Origin of the sequence: Micromonospora sp. NPDC005413, from assembly GCF_040606435.1 — a bacterium.
GTDB lineage: Bacteria > Actinomycetota > Actinomycetes > Mycobacteriales > Micromonosporaceae > Micromonospora.
Window position 1 is genome coordinate 85,007 of the sequence record NZ_JBEXEV010000014.1, and the last position, 18,672, is coordinate 103,678.

General features: G+C 72.1%; 18 protein-coding genes. 6 read left to right on the plus strand and 12 right to left on the minus strand.

What is annotated here, in order from left to right:
• Nucleotides 1–52 precede the first annotated feature (52 nt).
• The 4 genes from ABZS37_RS17490 to ABZS37_RS17505 form a co-directional block, all read right to left on the minus strand.
• Nucleotides 53–1,084 carry a GntG family PLP-dependent aldolase gene (locus ABZS37_RS17490; protein WP_355170074.1) on the minus strand — a complete coding sequence of 344 codons (1,032 nt, stop codon included), beginning with the start codon at nt 1,082–1,084 and terminating at the stop codon, nt 53–55.
• Between the two features lie 38 nt (nt 1,085–1,122).
• On the minus strand, nt 1,123–2,529 hold the full coding sequence (locus tag ABZS37_RS17495; protein WP_355170076.1) for a class II 3-deoxy-7-phosphoheptulonate synthase: 1,407 nt from the start codon (nt 2,527–2,529) through the stop codon (nt 1,123–1,125).
• Nucleotides 2,530–2,616: 87 nt separating this feature from the next.
• Complete coding sequence (locus ABZS37_RS17500) at nt 2,617–3,126, minus strand: hypothetical protein (RefSeq protein ID WP_355170078.1); 510 nt, start codon at nt 3,124–3,126, stop codon at nt 2,617–2,619.
• Nucleotides 3,127–3,307: 181 nt separating this feature from the next.
• Nucleotides 3,308–4,939 carry a glycosyl hydrolase family 18 protein gene (locus ABZS37_RS17505; protein ID WP_355170080.1) on the minus strand — a complete coding sequence of 544 codons (1,632 nt, stop codon included), beginning with the start codon at nt 4,937–4,939 and terminating at the stop codon, nt 3,308–3,310.
• 169 nt (nt 4,940–5,108) lie between these two features.
• Between ABZS37_RS17505 and ABZS37_RS17510 the strand changes: the two genes are divergently transcribed.
• On the plus strand, nt 5,109–5,606 hold the full coding sequence (locus ABZS37_RS17510) for a glutathione peroxidase (RefSeq protein ID WP_355170082.1): 498 nt from the start codon (nt 5,109–5,111) through the stop codon (nt 5,604–5,606).
• An 18-nt stretch (nt 5,607–5,624) separates the two neighbouring features.
• On the opposite strand, the gene ABZS37_RS17515 is transcribed toward ABZS37_RS17510, so the two are convergent.
• Nucleotides 5,625–5,834, minus strand: coding sequence for a hypothetical protein (locus ABZS37_RS17515; protein ID WP_355170084.1), 210 nt, complete (start codon nt 5,832–5,834; stop codon nt 5,625–5,627).
• A gap of 97 nt (nt 5,835–5,931) precedes the next feature.
• Between ABZS37_RS17515 and ABZS37_RS17520 the strand changes: the two genes are divergently transcribed.
• Nucleotides 5,932–6,606, plus strand: coding sequence for an NADPH-dependent F420 reductase (locus ABZS37_RS17520; protein ID WP_355170086.1), 675 nt, complete (start codon nt 5,932–5,934; stop codon nt 6,604–6,606).
• Nucleotides 6,607–6,635: 29 nt separating this feature from the next.
• Here the strand turns inward: ABZS37_RS17520 and ABZS37_RS17525 are convergent, their stop codons facing one another.
• Complete coding sequence (locus tag ABZS37_RS17525; protein ID WP_355170088.1) at nt 6,636–8,237, minus strand: glycosyltransferase 87 family protein; 1,602 nt, start codon at nt 8,235–8,237, stop codon at nt 6,636–6,638.
• Between the two features lie 225 nt (nt 8,238–8,462).
• On the opposite strand from ABZS37_RS17525, the gene ABZS37_RS17530 reads away from it, so the two are divergent.
• Together ABZS37_RS17530 and ABZS37_RS17535 are read left to right on the plus strand one after the other, a co-directional pair.
• Nucleotides 8,463–9,332 (plus strand): DUF4397 domain-containing protein, encoded by an 870-nt coding sequence (locus ABZS37_RS17530; RefSeq protein ID WP_355170090.1) that lies wholly within the window; start codon nt 8,463–8,465, stop codon nt 9,330–9,332.
• Complete coding sequence (locus tag ABZS37_RS17535) at nt 9,302–10,006, plus strand: class F sortase (protein WP_355170092.1); 705 nt, start codon at nt 9,302–9,304, stop codon at nt 10,004–10,006. Before ABZS37_RS17530 ends, ABZS37_RS17535 begins: the two co-directional genes overlap by 31 nt.
• Nucleotides 10,007–10,040: 34 nt before the next feature.
• On the opposite strand, the gene ABZS37_RS17540 is transcribed toward ABZS37_RS17535, so the two are convergent.
• From ABZS37_RS17540 to ABZS37_RS17560, 5 genes are all read right to left on the minus strand, one after another.
• Nucleotides 10,041–10,391: a DUF2203 domain-containing protein gene (locus tag ABZS37_RS17540; RefSeq protein ID WP_354994897.1), complete on the minus strand. Its 351-nt coding sequence runs from the start codon at nt 10,389–10,391 to the stop codon at nt 10,041–10,043.
• 47 nt (nt 10,392–10,438) lie between these two features.
• Nucleotides 10,439–11,257 carry a pyrroline-5-carboxylate reductase gene (gene proC, locus ABZS37_RS17545; RefSeq protein WP_354994898.1) on the minus strand — a complete coding sequence of 273 codons (819 nt, stop codon included), beginning with the start codon at nt 11,255–11,257 and terminating at the stop codon, nt 10,439–10,441.
• Between the two features lie 173 nt (nt 11,258–11,430).
• Nucleotides 11,431–12,459, minus strand: a complete 1,029-nt coding sequence (locus tag ABZS37_RS17550; RefSeq protein ID WP_354994979.1) for a 6-phosphofructokinase — start codon at nt 12,457–12,459, stop codon at nt 11,431–11,433.
• A 171-nt stretch (nt 12,460–12,630) separates the two neighbouring features.
• The gene (locus tag ABZS37_RS17555) at nt 12,631–13,134 is read right to left on the minus strand and encodes a pyridoxamine 5'-phosphate oxidase family protein (RefSeq protein WP_354994899.1); all 504 of its coding nucleotides are present in this window, start codon (nt 13,132–13,134) and stop codon (nt 12,631–12,633) included.
• Nucleotides 13,135–13,223: 89 nt separating this feature from the next.
• Nucleotides 13,224–13,721, minus strand: a complete 498-nt coding sequence (locus ABZS37_RS17560) for a polyadenylate-specific 3'-exoribonuclease AS (protein WP_030488918.1) — start codon at nt 13,719–13,721, stop codon at nt 13,224–13,226.
• Between the two features lie 294 nt (nt 13,722–14,015).
• Here ABZS37_RS17560 and ABZS37_RS17565 point away from each other — a divergent pair, with 294 nt between their 5' ends.
• Nucleotides 14,016–14,708, plus strand: coding sequence for a Crp/Fnr family transcriptional regulator (locus ABZS37_RS17565; protein ID WP_030337710.1), 693 nt, complete (start codon nt 14,016–14,018; stop codon nt 14,706–14,708).
• Between the two features lie 74 nt (nt 14,709–14,782).
• On the opposite strand, the gene ABZS37_RS17570 is transcribed toward ABZS37_RS17565, so the two are convergent.
• Nucleotides 14,783–14,980: a hypothetical protein gene (locus tag ABZS37_RS17570; RefSeq protein WP_354994900.1), complete on the minus strand. Its 198-nt coding sequence runs from the start codon at nt 14,978–14,980 to the stop codon at nt 14,783–14,785.
• A 175-nt stretch (nt 14,981–15,155) separates the two neighbouring features.
• Here ABZS37_RS17570 and ABZS37_RS17575 point away from each other — a divergent pair, with 175 nt between their 5' ends.
• The gene (locus tag ABZS37_RS17575; RefSeq protein ID WP_355170137.1) at nt 15,156–18,668 is read left to right on the plus strand and encodes an adenylate/guanylate cyclase domain-containing protein; all 3,513 of its coding nucleotides are present in this window, start codon (nt 15,156–15,158) and stop codon (nt 18,666–18,668) included.
• Nucleotides 18,669–18,672 lie beyond the last annotated feature (4 nt).

The window sequence follows — 18,672 nt, forward strand, 5'->3', positions numbered from 1 at the left end:
GAGGGCGGGGGGCGGGGGGTGGAGGGGCGGGGGGGCGGGGGGTGGAGGGGGGTTAGGCGGCCAGGATTCGTGGGAGGGCTGCGGTGGCTCGGTCAATGTCCGCGTCGTTGAGACCCAGGTGAGTGACCAGGCGGGCCGTACGGGGGCCGAGCACCGAGATCAGTACGCCTTCGGCTCGCGCAGCGGCGGCCAGGGCACGTGCGTCCAGGGCGTGCTTGGTGAGGTCCAGTGCGACCAGGTTGGTGCGGACCACGGTGGCGAGCACCCCGAACGGCGCGACGGCCTCGGCGAGCCGGGCCGCCCTGGCGTGGTCGTCGGCCAGCCGGTCGACGTGGTGCGCGAGCGCGTACCGACCGGCGGCGGCGAGGATGCCGGCCTGGCGCATGCCACCACCCATCCGCTTGCGGATCATCCGGGCCCGTTCGATCTTCTCCGCGCTGCCCACCACCAGCGAGCCGACCGGCGCGCCAAGGCCCTTGGAGAGGCACACCGACAGGGTGTCGAAGAGCCGCCCGTACTCGATCAAGGGCACCCCGTCGGCGACATGCGCATGCCAGATCCGGGCGCCGTCGCAGTGCAGCGCGACGCCCGCGTCGTCGGCGACCCCGCGCAACTCCCGCAGGGTGGCCAGCGGAATCACCCCGCCGCCGCCGCGATTGTGGGTCTGCTCGACGGCGATCGCGCGGGTGGGGACGGCGAAATAGCCGTCCGGCCGGATCATCCCGGCGATCACCTCCGGGTCGATGTCCGCGCCGACCGCGGGCCAGGTCCGCGAGGAGATCCCGCCGTACGCGGCCGCGGCACCGATCTCGTACGTGACCACGTGCGCGTCGGCGTCGCAGAGCAGCTCGTCGCCGGGCGACACCAGCAGTTGCAGGGCGATCTGGTTGGCCATCGACCCGCTCGGGGCGAACAGCGCCGCCTCGTGCCCGAACAGCGCGGCGACCTCGGCCTCCAGCGCGTTGACGGTCGGGTCCTCGCCGTAGACGTCGTCACCGACCTCGGCGGTGGCCATCGCCTCCCGCATGCCGGCGGTCGGCCGGGTCACCGTGTCGGAGCGCAGGTCCACGAACATGTCAGGCATTTCCATCCCTTCGGCTGCCGACCACGGGGCTCGCAGGCTCAGCCACGGAGCATTTCCGCTACGAGGAAGGCCAACTCCAACGACTGCTGAGTGTTGAGTCGCGGGTCGCAGGCGGTTTCGTACCGGTCGGGCAGGTCGAGATCCTCAATGCCCTGGGCGCCGCCGAGGCACTCGGTGACGTCCTCGCCGGTCAACTCGACGTGCAGACCACCGGGGTGGGTGTCCAGCCCTCGATGCACCTCGAAGTAGCCGAGCACCTCGTCGACGATGCGGTCGAAGTGCCGGGTCTTGTAGCCGTTGGACGACTCGTGCGTGTTGCCGTGCATCGGGTCGCACTGCCAGACCACCTTGGCGCCGGCGGCGGTGACCTTCGCCACGATCGGCGGCAGGGCGTCGCGCACCCGGTGGTTGCCCATCCGGCTGATCAGGGTGAGCCGGCCGGGGACGTTGTCCGGGTTGAGCTTCTCGCACAGCTCGATCGCCTCGTCCGGGGAGGTGGTCGGGCCGAGCTTGACGCCGATCGGGTTGGCGATCCGGGAGATGAAGTCGATGTGCGCACCGCTGATCTGCCGGGTGCGCTCGCCGATCCAGAGGAAGTGCCCGGAGAGCCCGTACGCCCGACGGTCGGAGACCCGGGTGAGCGCCCGGTCGTACTCCAGGGCGAGCGCCTCGTGGGAGCAGTAGAGGGTGACGGTGCGCAGGGCCTCGTCGTCGGTCATGCCGCAGGCCCGGATGAAGGCCAGCGCCCGGTCGATCTCCCGGGCGATCGCCTCGTAGCGCTCCCCCGCCGGGGAGTTCTTCACGAAGCCCTTGTTCCAGTCGTGCACGGCGTGCAGGTCGGCGAGCCCACCGGCGAGGTACGCCCGGAGCATGTTCATCGCCGCCGCCGAGTTGGCGTACGCCCGGATCATGCGCTGCGGGTCGGCGACCCGGGCGGCCGGGTCGGCCTCCAGCGAGTTGATCAGGTCGCCGCGGTAGGCGGGCAGGCCGCGCGCGTCGGTGGGCAGCGAGCGGGGCTTGGTGTACTGGCCGGCGACCCGGGCGACCTTGACCACCGGCAGCGACGCGCCGTAGGTGAGCACGATCGCCATCTGGAGCAGGGTGCGGGCGTTGGCCAGCAGGTGGCTCTCGGTGTTGTCGACGAAGGTCTCGGCGCAGTCGCCGCCCTGGAGCAGGAACGCCTTGCCCTCGCAGACCAGGGCAAGCTTCTGCCGGAGCTGGTCCACCTCGTAGGGCGCGACGACCGACGGCACGGTGTCGAGGACCTTGCAGACCTCGGCGACGGCGGCCGGATCGGACCACGGCGGGATCTGCTCGCGGGGCAGCTCCCGCCATCGGTCCAGGCCGAGCGCGGCGTCCTCGGCGGAGTCGACGGTCGGTCGGCTGGTCTGCAGGCCCGGGCTACCCACCCCGGGATGGCTCAGCTGATGCCACTCATGGCGCATGACAGAAAGCGTACGGCGACGGTCGGGGTGCACGGGCGGCGAGGGGGACGGTTCCGGCAGATGGGAGATCAACCCGTCGGGCGCTGGTCAGGACGCGGGCGAGGGAACGGCGCCGGTCGGGGTCGGGCCGGCGGCCGGAGCACCTCCCGGTGCCTCCCCGGCGATGCACCAGTCGCCTCCGTCGCGGGTGACGGTGAACACCAGCGGCCGGGCGACGGTGCGCTTGCCGACGGTGACCGAGACCGAGACGCTGACCTCCTGCCCCAGCTGACCGGACCGGATGTCGGTGATGGCCGCCTCAGGCACCTGGAAGTGATCGGCGAAGTCGCCGTTGGGGCCGGTGGCACCCAGGTCGAAGCCGTCGTGCAGCAGAGCGCAGAGCTGGCTACGGCCGGCGGCGACGTCCTTGGCGGTCATCGCGTCGAGGTACGCCTGTACGCGCTCACGGGAGCGGGTGGCGGCCTCCTCAGCGGGGGCACGCTCGGCCTTGGCGGCCGGCTCCTCGTCACCGCGGCCGATCCCGCAACCGGCCAGGGCGACCGGCAGCAGCATCAGCCCGGCGGCGGTCGCCGCCAGCCTGCGGTGGGTCGGGCGCATGACCACCTCCGTCGACGGTGAGATCGAGACGTGCCGAGCCGCGAGTCTGCCACATCAAGCTGCCGCTACCCAACGACGGCGGCCCGGCCGACGCTGGGCGTCGACCGGGCCGGTGTCTCACGGGCGGGGAGGGACGGTGCGTGCCCCTCCCCGCCGTGTGGGTGGTGCGTCGGCCTTCGGCTCAGCCGAGACCGCCCTTGATGGCGCCAATGAGCTCGCCGTTGCTGGTGTCACCGGAGAGCTCCCAGAAGAACGCGCCACCGAGGCCCTGGTTGTTCGCGTACGTCATCTTGCCGTTGATCGTCGACGGGGTGTCGTAGCTCCACCAGTTGCTGCCGCACTTGGCGTACGCGGTTCCGCCGACCGTGCCGGTGGCCGGGCAGGTGTTCTTGAGGACCTTGTAGTCCTCGATGCCCGCCTCGTAGGTGCCCGGTGCCGCGCCCGTGGCGCTGCCACCCGGTGCGGCCTGGGTGACCCCGGTCCAGCCTCGGCCGTAGAAGCCGATGCCGAGCAGCAGCTTGTTGGCCGGGACGCCCTTGCTCTTGAGCTTCTGGATCGCGGCGTCCGAGTTGAAGCCCTGCTGCGGAATGCCGGTGTACGAGGTGAGCGGCGAGTGCGGGGCCGTCGGGCCCTGGGCGTTGAACGCGCCGAAGTAGTCGTACGTCATCGGCATCAACCAGTTGAGGTTGCCGATGGCACCGGCGTAGTCGGTGGCGTCGATCTTGCCGCCGTTGCTGCCGTCCGCGGTGATCGCGGCGGTGACCAGGGCGTTGGAGCCGAACTTCGACCGCAGCGCGCTGATCACGTTCTTGAACGCGTTCGGACCGCTGCTGTCACAGGTCAGGCCGCAGGCGTTCGGGTACTCCCAGTCGACGTCGATGCCGTCGAAGACGTCGGCCCAGCGCGGGTCCTCGACGAGGTTGTAGCAGCTCTCGGCGAAGGCGGCCGGGTTCTGCGCGGCCTGGGTGAAGCCGCCGGACCAGGTCCAGCCGCCGAAGGACCAGATGACCTTGAGGTGCGGGTTCATCTGCTTGAGCTTGCGCAGCTGGTTGAAGCTGCCGCGCAGCGGCTGGTCCCAGGTGTCGGCGACGCCGTCGACGCTGTCCGCAGCCGTGTACGCCTTCTCGTAGTCGGCGTAGCTGTCACCGATGGAGCAGCGGCCACCGGTGGTGTTGCCGAAGGCGTACAGGATGTGGGTCAGCTTGGCGGCCGAGCCGCTGGTCTGGATGTTCTTGACGTGGTAGTTGCGCCCGTAGACGCCCCACTCGGCGAAGTACCCGACGACCTTCTTGCCACCTGGGTTCGGCGGGGTGGTGGTCGGCGGTGGCGTGGTGGGCGGGGCGGTGGTGGGTGGGGCGGTGGTGGGTGGCGCCGTGGTCGGCGGCGTCGTGGTCGGCGGGGTGGTCGGGGTGCCGCCACCGCACGGTGCGCCGTTGACGGTGCAGTTCAGCGGCGCCTTGAAGGCGCCCGTGCCGTTGTAGCCCCAGTTGAACGAGGCACCGGGGGCGAGCCCACCGGCCCAGCTCTTCTTGACCGCGACGTAGTGGTTGCCGCTGCTGGTCACGTCGGCGTCCCAGGCGCTGCTGATGGTGGTGCCCGAAGGCAGGTCGAACTCGATGCGCCAGGTGTTGACGGTGGCACTGGATCCGTTGGTGACGGTCACCTTCGTTTCGTGACCGGTCCCCCAGTCCTGCGCCTTGGTGAACGTGGTGGTGACCGTGCCGGCGCCGAAGGCGGTGGTCACCGGCACCGCTGCGACGGTCACGGCGACCACGGCACCGGCCCATAGGGCCCGGCGGAGCGATCTTTTCATGAGGCGTCTCCCGAACTGTTAGGAAACTTTCCAAAAGCGATGGTGAGACGGTACTCACGGCGTCATCACTTCGTCAAGATGCGCATGTTTCGATTTCCTCTGGTGCGTGGAGTGCATTCGCTCCGCCCACCCTCCGGAGCCCCGCACGGTCGGCGCGTAGCCTCGGCCCATGACCGTCTTCGACATCCCGATCGACGCCCTCAACGGCGGCCCTGCCGACCTGGCCCGCTACCGCGGCAAGGCGCTGCTGGTCGTCAACGTGGCCTCCCGCTGCGGCCTCACCCCCCAGTACGCCGGCCTCCAGACACTCGCGGACACCTACGCCGACCGTGGCCTGGTGGTGCTCGGCGTGCCCTGCAACCAGTTCGCCGGGCAGGAGCCGGGCAGCGCCGCCGAGATCAGCGACTTCTGCCAGGTCAACTACGGGGTCACGTTCCCGCTGACCGAGAAGGTCGACGTCAACGGGCCCGACCGGCACCCGCTCTACGCCGAACTGGTGGACACCCCCGACGCCGACGGGCACACCGGGGACATCCGGTGGAACTTCGAGAAGTTCCTGGTGGCCCCGGACGGCACAGTCGCCGCCCGGTTCGCCCCGACGGTCGAGCCCGCCGCCGACGAACTGCGTGTCGCCATCGAGAAGGCCCTCCCCGCCACAACTCCATGACCAAGAGGCGGGGTGGGGTCAGCGCGGCGGGGTCTGCACCAGCGCCCCCACCGTCACCCCGTCGTCGTCGACCACCCGGACGAACCGCTCGGCACCGGAGAGTGGCACGTCCCCGGAGAGCCGGTCGGCGACCAGCGTGAGCAGTACGTTGTGCAGGACGGGCTCGCGCCGCAGCCAGGCACCCGCCGTGGCGGCGAAGGTCGCGAGATCCTCGACGAGACAGCGCATGCCCGGCAGTGTGCGCAGCCGGTCGGCACCGGGCAACGGGAATAACCCACCGCGCCGGTCGGGAATGCGTCGCGGGTGGACGGAGTTGGGAAGCAACATGACAACTGTGGGACTGATCGGCAGTGGCAACATCGGCGGCACGGTGGCCCGCCTGGCGGTGGACGCCGGCTACGACGTGGTGCTGAGCAACTCGCGCGGCCCGGAGACGCTGAAGGACCTCGCCGACGAGCTGGGCTCGCACGCCAGCGCCGGCACGGCACAGGACGCGGCGCAGGTCGGCGACCTGGTGGTGGTCAGCGTGCCGCTGAAGGCGTACCGCGCGGTGCCCGTGGAGCCGCTGGCCGGCAAGGTCGTCATCGACACCAACAACTACTACCCGCAGCGCGACGGGAACCTCCCGGAGCTGGATTCCGGCGAGACCACCAGCAGCGAGCTGCTCCAGCAGCACCTGCCGGAGTCGCGAGTGGTCAAGGTCTTCAACAACATCTTCTTCAAGCACCTGGCCGCGCTGCCCCGGCCGACGGGCGCGGCCGACCGCAGCGCCCTCGCGATCGCCGGTGACGACGCCGCCGCGAAGGCCGAGGTGACCGCCTTCCTGGACCGGATCGGCTACGACGTCGTGGACGCCGGGTCGCTGGCCGAGGGATGGCGCTACCAGCCGGACACGCCGGCGTACGGCTCGATCTACTCGGCCGACCCGACTGACTGGGAGCACCCGGCCCCGGCCGACGCCGAGAAGCTGCGCGCCGCCCTGGCCGCCGCCACCCGCTGAGCAACGCCGCCCGCCCCTCGTGCGACCCCCTATCGGGTGGCCGTACGGAGGGCGGCGGCCAGTTCGTCGTCGTAGCTGGCGATCGGCTGACCGTCCGAGGCGTACGCGACGAGCCGCCCCTGGGCCATGTTCGCCGAACGGAACGAGAACGTGCGTGTTCCCGGGTACGCGTCGAGCAGCGGGATGGCCCGCGGTGCCCCACCGGGGGCGGAGTAGTACTCCAGTCGGGTCACCTGTGGGGAGACCACACCGTTGACGCGGACCTTGGTCTTCTCGGCGCGGGTGCCGAAGGTGACCGGCGCGTCGGTGCCGTAGGCGGCGCACTCGACCGGGCCACGGCAGACGAAGAAGTATCGCGGGTTGGCCACGTCGTCGAGGACGTACGCCTTGAAGGTGGGGTCGGCCCCGGCGGGCAACGGCTGCACGGCGAAGAACGCGACCGCGACCGTGGCCGGGACGCCCACCCGCAGCCAGCCCCGCCCCCGGGACGGCCGCCGGCTGGTTCGGGCGGCGGCGACCGCGACGCCACCGAAGCCGGCCAGGCACAGCAGGCACACCCCGACGGCGCGGGCGTTCTCGAAGAGGAACTGCACGCCCGGCCGCATCGACACCGGGCTGAGGACCGCGCCCAACGAGACGACCATCGTGGCGAGCAGCGCCGCGCCAGCGGCCCGCTGAGTGACGCCGGACGCGCCGACCAGCAGCATCGCCGCGAGCACCGGCCACACCTGGTGATGGGTCCAGGACACCGGGGACGCGGCGACGGTGGCGCAGCCGACGAGCACCGCCGCGTGCCCCGGGCGGCCCTCCAGCGCCAACTGCCGGGCCCGCAGCAGCGCCGCCGCGCAGATGAGCGCCACCAGACCGGCCCAGAGCGGGGGCAACGTCGCCTCGTCGACACCGATGCGCAGCAGCATCCCGTGCAGGGACTGGTTGCCCAGTGAGGCCAGGTTGCCGATCCGCGAGGTCTGCCGCACCGCCTCGGTCCAGTAGGTCCAGCTCTCGCCCGGCAGCACGATCGCGGCGAGCCCGGCGCAGGCCACGAAGGTCGCCACCGCGCGGGCGGCGTCGCGGTAGCGCCCGGTGGCGAGAAAATAGACCACGAACAGCAGCGGGGTCAGCTTGATCGCCGCGGCCATCCCGACCAGCACCCCACGCAGCCGGGGCGGGACGACGCCCATCCCGTCGAGCAGGGCCATCAGCACGATGAGGATGCTGACCTGACCGAAGCGCAGATTGCTCTGCACCGGCGCGGAGAGCATCAGCACCGTGGCCGCCACCGCCACGACGAGCGGGCGCCGGGACTGTCGGGTGGTCAGCGAGACACCGACCGCCCCGGCGATGGCGACCACCGCCGCGCACGTCGCCACCAGCCAGATCCCCTGCAGTACGCCTTCGCCGACGACGGTGATCGGCCCCAGCACGAGGGCGGCGAACGGCGGGTAGGTGAACGGCCCGCCGTTCTCCGCCACGTACCCGTACAGCGGCTTACCGGCGTGCAGATCGGACAGTGCGCCGTAGTAGATGTGCAGGTCGGAGAGCCGGTCCTCGCGTCGCAGCACGAGCACGCAGGACACCAGCGCGACGACGACGAAGGCCGCCCACACCAGCGCCACCCGGCGATCCCGCATCGACCGAGAATAAGGGAGTACGACGTCCTGCGGCGGCCCGTCCGCCCTCGGGAAGAGGGGGAACGGTGCGTCGGATGCCGGTCCCTAGCGTGGATCTTGCACCGGGCGGGGCAGCGACGGGGCGGCGACAGAAACTTCGCCTCGGCAACTTGCGTTGCAGTCCCGCACACGGGACTCTGTTCTCTGGGTTGCCGCCCGCTCACCGAACGTGCTTCCGGAGGCGACATGCACACGCTTTGTACCGTCCCCCGCCGGCTGCTGGCCGGCTCCGGCGCGCTCCTGCTCACCACCGCCCTCGCCGCCGCCGGCACCCCGGTTCCGGCCAGTGCCGCGACCGGCGCGGACACCGTCGGCTACGTCCGGCTCGCTCACCTCTCCCCCGACACCCCTGCCGTCGACGTCTACCTGGCCGCGCCGGACGCCGCGAAGCCGAGGGTCTTCCCCGGGGTCGGCTACGGCGTGGTCTCCGACTATCTGGAGCTGGCACCCGGCCGCTACGCGGTGGCGATGCGCGAGGCCGGCGCCCCCGCCAGCGATCCCCCGGTGCTCACCACCGAGGTCGCGGTGAACAGCGGCGATGCGTACACGGTGGCCGGTGTCGGCCGGCACGCCGATCTGGGGCTGCGGGTGCTCAACGACGACCTCAGCGCGCCCACGCAGGGCCGCGCCAAGGTGCGTGTCGTGCAGGCTTCCGTGCGTACCCCGGTGCTCGACGTGGCCGCCGCCGACGGCCCGATGATCGCCGACGGCGTGCAGTTCGCCACCACGACCGAATACCAGCAGGTCGAGCCGGGCAGGTGGCGGCTGAAGCTGACCGGTGCCGGCGGGCCGAGCACCGACACCGAGGTGCGGCTGACCGGCGGCGCGGTCTACTCGCTGCTGGTGCTCGACGCGAAGCAGGGCGGGCTCACCGCCGAGCTGCGCCGCGACGCCGAGGGCGGCACCGTCGTCCCCGCCGGCGGGGTGGACACCGGCGCCGGCGGCACCGCCAGGGCCGGGCTCGGCGCGTACCCCCTGGTGGTAGGTGGGTTGGCCGCGACGGCCGTCGCGGTGACCCTGCTGCTGTGGCGTCGGCGGCGGCGCACCACCTGGTGAGCATCGGGCCCGACCCGTCGATCCGGCGGCACCGCGACCGCCGGGTGCCGCTGGCCGCGCTGGTCGCGGCCGGCGCGGCGGTCTGCCTGGCCGCCGGCACCGGGGTCGGGCTGGCCACCACCGGTCCGCCGCCACCGGTGGCGAGCTGGCACCCCGGCTGCGCCGACGACTGCCCGTCGACGGCCGCCGCGCCCGCGGCACAGGGCCCACCCACGCGGGTACGCGTACCGCGCATCGGCGTCGACTCCACGCTCACCGTGCTGGGCCTGGACCGCGCCGGTGCGCTGATCCCGCCGACCGACTTCGACACCGCTGGCTGGTACGGCGGCGGCCCGGCCCCCGGCGACACCGGCCCGGCCGTCCTCGCCGGGCATCTGGACTCACGGCGCGGCCCGGCGGTCTTCGCCCGGCTCGGCGAGCTGCGTCCCGGCGACCTGGTCGAGGTGTGGCGTGGCGGGCAGCGCCTGTCGTTCCGGGTGACCGGGTCGCTGCGTACCCGCAAGGACCAGTTCCCCACGGCCGTGGTCTACGGCCCGACGCCCGGCGCGGAGTTACGCCTGGTCACCTGCGGCGGCGACTTCGACCGGCAGCGCGGGCACTACCGGGACAACGTGGTGGTGTTCGCGGTGACCGAGGCCGCCGACCCGGTCCTGCCGAAGTCGGCGGCGGGCTGAGCCGGGGCCGTGACGCTCAGCGGGGGCAGTGCTCTCAGACGGGGCGGCGGCCGGCGAAGCCACACTCGGCCCGGTGGTACCAGCGCACGTCCGAGTCACCCTCCAGCCAGCACCAGAGCACCGCGCGGCCGGCCCGCTCGCCCGGGAAGTCGAGCAGCACCGGGGCGATGCCCTTGACCTGGATGTCGTGCTGGTGCAACTCGTCGACGACGGCGTGCAGCCGGGCCTCCAGCCCCTTCACCTCGGCCAGCCCGCCGAGCGCGCTCACGCCGTGGTCGGCCAGGTCGACGCGCAGCTCGGCCAGGTCGGCCCGGACCCGGATCAACTCATCGACGCGCGGCTGCAGGGTGGCCACCAGGTGCCGGGCCTGGGCGAGTGTGAACACCGGGCCAGTATGCGGCACACACGCAGGAGCGCACGGCCCCGCAACGCTCAGTCGGCCTGGGCGGCCAGCTCGCGGGCGCGGTCCCGGGCGGCCTCCAGCGCGGCGAGCATCGCCGCCCGTACGCCGTGCTTCTCCAGCTCACGGATCGCGGAGATGGTCGTGCCGGCCGGCGAGGTGACCGCCTCGCGCAGCTTGACCGGGTGCTCGCCGGAGTCGCGCAGCATCACCGCCGAGCCGATCGCGGTCTGCACGATCAGCTCGTGCGCCACCTGTCGGGGAAGCCCGAGCAGGATCCCAGCGTCGATCATGGCCTCGACGAGCAGGTAGAAGTAGGCCGGGCCGGAGCCGGAGAGCGCGGTGACCGCGTCCTGCTGGGACTCGGGCACCCGGATCGTCTGGCCGAGGGGCTTGAACATCTCCTCGGCCAGCGCCAGGTGCGCGCCGGTGGCGTACGCGCCCGCCGAGATCGCGGTCATCGCCTCGTCGACCAGCGCCGGGGTGTTGGTCATCACCCGGACCACCGGGGTGCCGTCGGGCAGCCGTCGGCTGAAGAAGCTGGTGGGCAGCCCGGCGCAGAGCGAGATGACGAGCTTGTCGGCCGGCACCTTGGGACCGATCTCGTCGAGCAGCGCGGCGGCGTCCTGCGGCTTCACGGAGACCGCGAGCACCGCCGCCTCGTCCACCGCCGTCAGGTTGTCGACCACTCGTACGCCGTACCGCTCGGTCAACTCCGCGGCGCGGGCCGGCCGCCGAGCGGTAGCCAGCAGCCGATCCACCGGCCACCCCGAACGCAGCAGCCCGGAGAGCATCAGCTCACCGATCTTGCCCGCGCCGATAACGGCAACGGTGTGCACCCCAGCTGCCATGTCGCCCGCACCGTCCCTCACCCCGCCGATCTAGGGCGGATCGTCGTCAGTTGATCTCCAAATACAGCGATACGCCCTAGATCGACGGGGCGATGGGCGCGGGGCGCCCGGAGGGCGCCCGGGGGCTCGCGGCGCGGCGGACCCGCAGGTTCGCCGCGCCGCGGGCTGGCGGATCAGCTGCCGAAGAAGACCTCGGCCTCGGCGTACCGCTCCAGCGGCACGGTCTTCAGCTCGCGGGTGGCCTCGGCCAGCGGCACCCGGACGATGTCGGTGCTCTGCATCGCGACCATCTTGCCCCAGTCGCCCTCGTTGACCGCGTCGATGGCGTGCAGGCCCAGGCGGGTGGCGAGCACCCGGTCGAAGGCGGTCGGAGTGCCACCACGCTGGATGTGGCCCAGCACCACGGTGCGGGCCTCCTTGCCGGTCTTGGCCTCCAGCTGCTCGGCGAGCCACTGGCCGATGCCGCCGAGGCGGACGTGGCCGAACGAGTCCAGCTCCTGGTTGGCGAGGACCATCTGGCCGTCCAGCGGCTGGGCGCCCTCGGCGACCACCACGATCGGGGCGTACTGGTGCTGGAAGCGCTTCTCGACGTAGCCGGCCACCTGCTCGACGTCGAACTGACGCTCGGGCAGCAGGATGACGTTGGCGCCACCGGCCAGGCCGGCGTGCAGGGCGATCCAGCCGGCGTGCCGGCCCATCACCTCGACGACCAGGGTGCGGTGGTGGCTCTCCGCGGTGGTGTGCAGGCGGTCGATGGCCTCCATCGCGATGTTGACCGCGGTGTCGAAGCCGAAGGTGTAGTCGGTGGCGCCCAGGTCGTTGTCGATCGTCTTCGGGACGCCGACCACGTGCACACCCAGCTCGTAGAGCTTGGTGGCCACACCGAGGGTGTCCTCGCCGCCGATCGCGATCAGCGCGTCCACGCCCTGTGCGGCGAGGTTGTCCTTGATCCGCTCGACGCCGTTCTCGATCTTGAACGGGTTGGTCCGGGACGAGCCGAGGATGGTGCCGCCGCGGGGCAGGATGCCGCGGACGTCAGCGATGTCCAGCGGCCGGGACAGACCCTCCAGCGGGCCCTTCCAGCCATCCCGGAAGCCCACGAACTCGTGACCGTAAGTGGCGACGCCCTTGCGGACCACCGCCCGGATGACCGCATTGAGACCCGGGCAGTCGCCGCCGCCAGTGAGCACGCCGATACGCATGATCTGCTCATCCTCCTGAAGCATCAGGTAAAGCCCGATATGCCCCAGGATATGTGTCAGGTCAGACCATCGGCGCCATTGCCGGCCCGGGGCGGGCCGTCACTGCGCACTGTAGTCGGCTTGCCTGTGCGATGACTGCGCGCCCCGGGTCGATCGGCGACCTCTCGCGGGTCAGAAGGTCACCTCGTGGTTCTCGCCGGCCTCCGGCGGCCGGCCCGTGACGGCGGCCTTGGCGAAGCCGAGCAGGTTGACCACGGTGCTGCTGGGCGAGTCCCAGTACTCGGCCGAGCTGGCATGCACCCTGATCAGGGTCAGGCCGGGAGTGTCCAGCCCGTCCGGGAACCACACCGTGAGCACCGGGCTCCACAACTGCTCCGCGCGGGACCGGTCGAACCCCTCGGTGGCGGTGCCGGAGATCGACACCCAGGCGTTGTGCTTCTGGTCGGAGAAGGCGACGTTGACCTCCGGGTTCACCCGGATCTGACGGACCTTGGCCGAATCGGCGGAGGCGAAGAACCACAGGTCGCCGTCGAACTCGGCCTCCTGGAGCCCCATCGGCCGGCTCACCTGCCGCCCGTCCAGAGCGATCGTGGTGAGCATGCAGATCCGCGCGGCCCGGGCCAGTTCGGTGACCCGGGCGCGGGCCTCGGCGGCGCTGGTCGACTCGTTGCTCATTGCACTCTCCCTCGGCTCGACTCGTCGAACCGATGCCCGGGACAGAACCGGTCAAACCTACGGCGACACAACCGTCAGTGCACCGCCACTCAGCGGGCCGTCATCGCCCGCCAGCGGGCCAGATTGTGCCGGGCGTCGACCAGAGCGTCGTGCCGGGCCGCGTCCGCATCCGGCAGGGTCGGCCGACCACGGTCATCCCAGAGCTGCCGCAGCTCCTTGGTGTAGCGGGGGATCTCCCGAGGCAGCGCCGGCATCGCACCCCAGAGCTGGGCGAGCACCACATGGTCGTACGCCGCGAACCAGGCCCACAGCTCCAACTGCTCCCCCGGCCGGTCCCGGATCGGTTCGACCAGGAAGTCGTACAGGTCGTCGCGGATGCGCTCGCGCGAACGCCAGGCCCGGTCGGCCGGGGAGGGCAGCTTGTCCAGCACGTTCCGCCGGACCCAGGGCACGGCGCGGGAGTCATCGAACTCGGTGGAGACCGCGTAGAACTCGCGGCCGTACTCGTCGACGACACCAATCGAGACGAGGTCGACGGTTGTGCCGTCCTCGATGAACTCGCAGTCGTAGAAGTAGCGGTAGACCATTCCGGCCATCCTCGCCCACCGCCCGGCGGCGCTGGCAGGCGGGGCCGGCGGACGGCGCGGCCCAGGCCAGCGATGACCCGCGCCGCCGGGTTGGATCTGCACCCCACGAAGCGGTACGCCGCAGCTCGCGACGGTCACGGAAGTGCTTCGAGGGGTGTACAGCAAGCGACCGGAGCGTCATGATCTGATGTGTATCGCTACCGGACGCCGAATCGGTGTCAGTTCACCTTGTCAGGGCCATCAGGTTCACCCGGTGAGCGATTTTTTGGTCCATGACCGGGGAGGGGTTGGGCCGTGGAGGTTCGCCTGCCGGAGCCGGGTGACGCGCTCACGGGTGTCGAGATGTTCGCCGGGCTGGAGCCCGAGGTGCGGCAGCGCGTCATCGCCGCCGCCGTCCCGCGCACCTACCGCAAGGGTCAGTTGCTCTTCGTGGAGAACGACCCGGGTGAGTCGCTGATCGTGTTGCGCCGCGGCGCGGTGGCCGTCTTTCGCACCGCGCCCACCGGCGAGCGGGCCGTGCTGTCGGTTATCCGTCCACCGGATGTGCTCGGCGAGGTCTCCCTGCTCGACGCGTCCACCCGGTCCGCCTCGGCAGAGGCCATCGAGGACTGCGCGGCGCTCGCGCTCTCCCGGGGCGCGTTCATGGAGCTGGTGCACTCCAACCCCCGCATCCTGGACGCGGTGATGCGCTCCCTGGGCGGGCTGATCCGCAGGCTCACCGAGCAGAACGCCGACCACGTCTTCCTCGACCTGCCCGGTCGGGTGGCAAAGACGCTGGTCCGGTTGGCTGGCGAGAGCCAGGCACCGATGATCACGATCGAGCTCAACCAGAGTCAGCTGGCCGAGATGGCCGGTGGTTCCCGACAGAGCGTCAACCAGGCGATCGGCTCGTTCGCCAGCCGTGGCTGGCTGCGCACCGAGGGGCGCCGGATCGTGGTGACCGACGTGGCCGCGCTGCGCCGCCGCGCCGGCATGAACGACCGCTGACGCACCGAGACGGCATGACGCGGCCGGGTCACCCGTAGGCGACCCGACCGCGTCGACGCGTTACCAGCGCTGGTTCACACTCCGGAGCTGCCCGGCCCGGCCCACTTGTCCGGGCCCTTGCCGTCGCCGCCCGGCCCGTGGGACTGCTCGCTGACGATGCCCTCGGCCTGCAGGCTGGCGAGGGTCGCGGCGTCGACGTCCACCGACTCACCGGCAGAGTGGCTGACCCCGTTGCCGTCGGTCCAGTCGCTCTCCAACTTGACGTACACCATTGACCTGTCCCCCTCTGGTCCCTGATCCATATCTGGCCGCCTGAATCTAGTCCGCCGACTACCCGATTGGACTGTCCACAAGCCAACAGGCTGGTACCTGACAGCCGCGCCGGCGGCGATACTCACTGTCAGGGGACGCCACCGGCGTCATCCGGTTCGCCAGTGGAGGGGTGTCATCGCCGCGCAGTGTGGACGCTGTGGACGCACGGCCGCCGACGGGGACCGTTTCTGCGGTGGCTGCGGCGCCGAGTTGGGCGCTGTGTGCCCGCACTGCCTGCGCCCGCTCGCCTCGGACGTCACGTTCTGCACCTCGTGCGGGTCGCCCCGACCGGGCGCGGACCGACCGGCCGCGGTCACGCCGCAGGAGGACCGCCGCCGGGTGAGCGTGCTCTTCGTCGACCTGATCGACTTCACGCCGTACGTCGAGCGGACCGACCCGGAGCAGGTCCGTGGCATGCAGACCGGGTTCTTCTCCGCCGCCCGCCGGGTGGTCGGCCAGTACGGCGGGGTCGTGGAGAAGTACATCGGTGACGCTGTGATGGCGCTCTTCGGCGCCCCGATCGCCACCGAGACCGACGCCCTACGCTGCGTACGGGCCGGTCTGGAGCTGCAACGGGTGCTCACCCGGTTCGCGCCGACCGGCAGCACCGAACTGCGGTTCCGGGTCGGGGTGGCCACCGGCGAGGCGCTGGTCGACGTGGCCGCCGCCCGCGACGGCGGGCAGGCGATCGTGGCCGGCGACGTGGTGAACACCGCCTCCCGGATGCAGTCGGTCGCGCCACCCGGAGGGGTGCTGGTCTGTGGCACCACCCACGCGCTGACCAAGGACGCGATCCGCTACGAGGAGCAGCCTCCGGTCACCCTGCGCGGCCGGTCGTCGCCGACCGAGGTGTGGCTCGCCCTGTCCCCGCTGCGCCGCCAGCCCACCGATCGGGAGCCGGACACCACGCCGCTGGTCGACCGGGAACACGAGCTGGGCATGCTCGTCAACGCCCTGCACCGGTCGTTACGCGACCGGCTGCCGCAGGTGGTGACCATCTTCGGCCGGGCCGGCATCGGCAAGAGCCGCCTACTGCGGGAGCTCTACCGGCACACCGGCCGGCTGGTCGACGAGCCGCTGACCTGGCGGATCGGGCGCTGCCCGCCGTTCGGGGAGAACGTCACGTTCGCCGCGCTCGCCGACATCGTCAAGTCCGAGGCCGGCATCCTGGACACCGACCCGGCGGGCAGCGCCGCGCAGCGGTTGGCCGCCGCCGTCGGCGAGCTGATCGGCCCGGGCGAACGGGACCGGGTGGTGGACGCGCTGCGTCCGCTGGTCGGGCTGCCCGGCACGCCGCTTCCAGCCGAGGAGGCGGAGTCGGCGTGGCGGCGTTTCCTGCTGGCGTTGGCCACCCGCCGCCCCACCGTGCTGGTCTTCGAGGACCTGCACTGGGCCGACGACGCGATGCTGCGCTTCGTGGAGCTGCTCGGGGCGGCGGCCCGCGAAGTGCCGCTGCTGCTGCTGTGCACCGCCCGCCCGGAGCTGGTCGACCGGGACCCGAGCTGGGCCGGGACGATCACCGGCTCGGTGACCATCACCCTGCCGCCACTGCGCGACACCGGCATCGCCGCCCTGTACGCGCACCTGTTCGGCCAGGCGGCGTTCTCCGCCGACATGCTGAGCCCGCTGATCGAGGTGGCCGGCGGCAACCCGCTCTACGCCCACGAGTACGTCCGGATGCTGATCGAGCAGGGCGCGCTGCGCCAGTCCGGGCGGGGGTGGTCGCTGGACAAGCACCTCGAGCTGACCATGCCGGAGAGCGTGCACGCGGTGATCGCCAACCGGGTGGACCTGCTGGACGCCAAGGACCGCGCGGTGCTGCTGGCCGCCTCGGTGGTCGGGGTGCAGTTCTGGCCCGGCGCGGTGGCCGCCGCCCTCGGGCAGCAGGTCGAGTCGGTCGAGCGTTCGCTGCGCCGGTTGGAACAGCGTGACTTCGTGCACGAGCAGTCCGCGTCGACGATGGCCGGGCAGGCGGAGTTCCGGTTCCGCCACGTGCTGGTACGCGACGTCTGCTACCAGCGGTTGCCGCGCACCGAGCGGGTTGCCCGGCACGAGCGGGCCGCCGACTGGCTCGACGCGCTGTCGCACAGCCGCGACACCGACCTGGCCGAGGTGCTCGCCCACCACCGCTGGGCGTCCCACGAGATCGCCCGCTCGCTGGGCATGCAGGTGCGGCGCTACGCCGGGCCGGCGCGGCAGGCGCTGCACCGGGCGGCCCGCCGGGCGTACGCGCTGCACGGGCTGGACGCGGCGGCCAGCCATGCGGGCCGGGCACTCGGCCTGGCCGACGACAGCGACCCGGTGGGTCGGCTCCAGTTGGAGCTGTTGAGCACAGAGATCTCGTTCTATCGGGACGGCAACGGGTTCCTCTCCGGCGGCGGGCCGGAGCAGCTGCACGCGCTCGCCGACCGGCTGCTGGCGCACGACGACGACGCCTGCGCCGCCCGGGCCTGGACGCTGCTCGGCCAGGCCGCCTGGCTGCGGGCCGACCGCGGCGACGCGCTGGCCTGCCTGGATCGCGCGGTGCACCTGTTCGAGCCGCTGCCGGACAGCCCGCAGAAGGCGGACGCGTACGCGGAGCTGGGCCGACTGCACATGCTCAACTACGAGCGGGACCAGGCTGTGACGGCGGCGGACACGGCGGCGGAGATCGCCGAGCGGTTGGGTCTGACCGAGAGCCGCACCAACGCCCGGATCACCGCGGCCACCGCCCGCTACCAGTCCGGGGACCGGGTCGGCCTGGACGAGCTGCACGCGATCGTGGAGTTCGCCCGGGCCGGTCAACTGCTGGCGCTGCCCCGCGCCACCCAGAACCTCGCCTGGGCGATCCGAGAGGAAGGCGACTGGCTGCGATCCAACGCCCTGCTCTCGGCCGCGCCGGCGCGTACCGCCAGCGGGCAGACCCTGACCACCAGCTACTCGGCGGAGGCGATGCGCGCCTGGTTCGACGGCGACTTCGGCCGGCTCCTCGCCGCGGCGGAGGCGTTCGTGGACACGCCCACCGGAAGTTGGGACATGCAGGTGCGCGGGCTTCGCTGCTGTCTGCTGGTGTTGCGGGACGACGAGGATCCGGACGACCTGACCGACGCGTTGGACACCGCGCGACGCAGCGGGTTCCACCGACTGCACTGGACGATGCTGAGCATGGCGGCGCTGTGCCGGGCGCTGCAGGGGCGCGAGGCCGAGGCGGCGGAGCTGATCGACGAGCTGGACCGGTGCTGGTCAGCGGTGCCGGCCCTGGCCAGTGGGGAGTGGATCGCCGCAGCCGCGTACGCCGCAGCCCTGAGCGGTCGGAGCGCGGCGGTGCGGGTCCGCGCGATGCTGGGCCGGGTCGGGCATCGCACGCCCTGGTCGGAGGCGGCGTTGCGGACCGTGACGGCGGCCCTGGCCGCGGCCGACGGCGACCACCGGCGCTCGGCCGAGCTGCACCTGGTCGCCGCCGAGACCTACGGGCGGATCCCGGACGTCAGCGACCGCGTGCTCGCGCTGGCGTTCGCGGCAGCCGAGCTGACCCGGGCCGGCGACCCGGCGGGCGCCCGGGCGCCGCGTGCCGAGGTACGCACCTTCGCGTTGCGCAACGACGCCCCGGGTCTGCTCGCCCTGGCCGGTCGGCCGATCAGCCCGACCGGGCCGGCGGTGGCGTGCTGAGCCG

Excerpts from the sequence above, each read along its gene's own strand:
- ABZS37_RS17490 (WP_355170074.1), bottom strand. The coding sequence starts at position 1,084 with ATGCCTGACATGTTCGTGGACCTGCGCTCCGACACGGTGACCCGGCCG.
- ABZS37_RS17495 (WP_355170076.1), bottom strand. The coding sequence starts at position 2,529 with ATGCGCCATGAGTGGCATCAGCTGAGCCATCCCGGGGTGGGTAGCCCG.
- ABZS37_RS17500 (WP_355170078.1), bottom strand. The coding sequence starts at position 3,126 with ATGCGCCCGACCCACCGCAGGCTGGCGGCGACCGCCGCCGGGCTGATG.
- ABZS37_RS17505 (WP_355170080.1), bottom strand. The coding sequence starts at position 4,939 with ATGAAAAGATCGCTCCGCCGGGCCCTATGGGCCGGTGCCGTGGTCGCC.
- ABZS37_RS17510 (WP_355170082.1), top strand. The coding sequence starts at position 5,109 with ATGACCGTCTTCGACATCCCGATCGACGCCCTCAACGGCGGCCCTGCC.
- ABZS37_RS17515 (WP_355170084.1), bottom strand. The coding sequence starts at position 5,834 with ATGCGCTGTCTCGTCGAGGATCTCGCGACCTTCGCCGCCACGGCGGGT.
- ABZS37_RS17520 (WP_355170086.1), top strand. The coding sequence starts at position 5,932 with ATGACAACTGTGGGACTGATCGGCAGTGGCAACATCGGCGGCACGGTG.
- ABZS37_RS17525 (WP_355170088.1), bottom strand. The coding sequence starts at position 8,237 with ATGCGGGATCGCCGGGTGGCGCTGGTGTGGGCGGCCTTCGTCGTCGTC.
- ABZS37_RS17530 (WP_355170090.1), top strand. The coding sequence starts at position 8,463 with ATGCACACGCTTTGTACCGTCCCCCGCCGGCTGCTGGCCGGCTCCGGC.
- proC (WP_354994898.1), bottom strand. The coding sequence starts at position 11,257 with ATGGCAGCTGGGGTGCACACCGTTGCCGTTATCGGCGCGGGCAAGATC.
- ABZS37_RS17550 (WP_354994979.1), bottom strand. The coding sequence starts at position 12,459 with ATGCGTATCGGCGTGCTCACTGGCGGCGGCGACTGCCCGGGTCTCAAT.
- ABZS37_RS17555 (WP_354994899.1), bottom strand. The coding sequence starts at position 13,134 with ATGAGCAACGAGTCGACCAGCGCCGCCGAGGCCCGCGCCCGGGTCACC.
- ABZS37_RS17560 (WP_030488918.1), bottom strand. The coding sequence starts at position 13,721 with ATGGTCTACCGCTACTTCTACGACTGCGAGTTCATCGAGGACGGCACA.
- ABZS37_RS17570 (WP_354994900.1), bottom strand. The coding sequence starts at position 14,980 with ATGGTGTACGTCAAGTTGGAGAGCGACTGGACCGACGGCAACGGGGTC.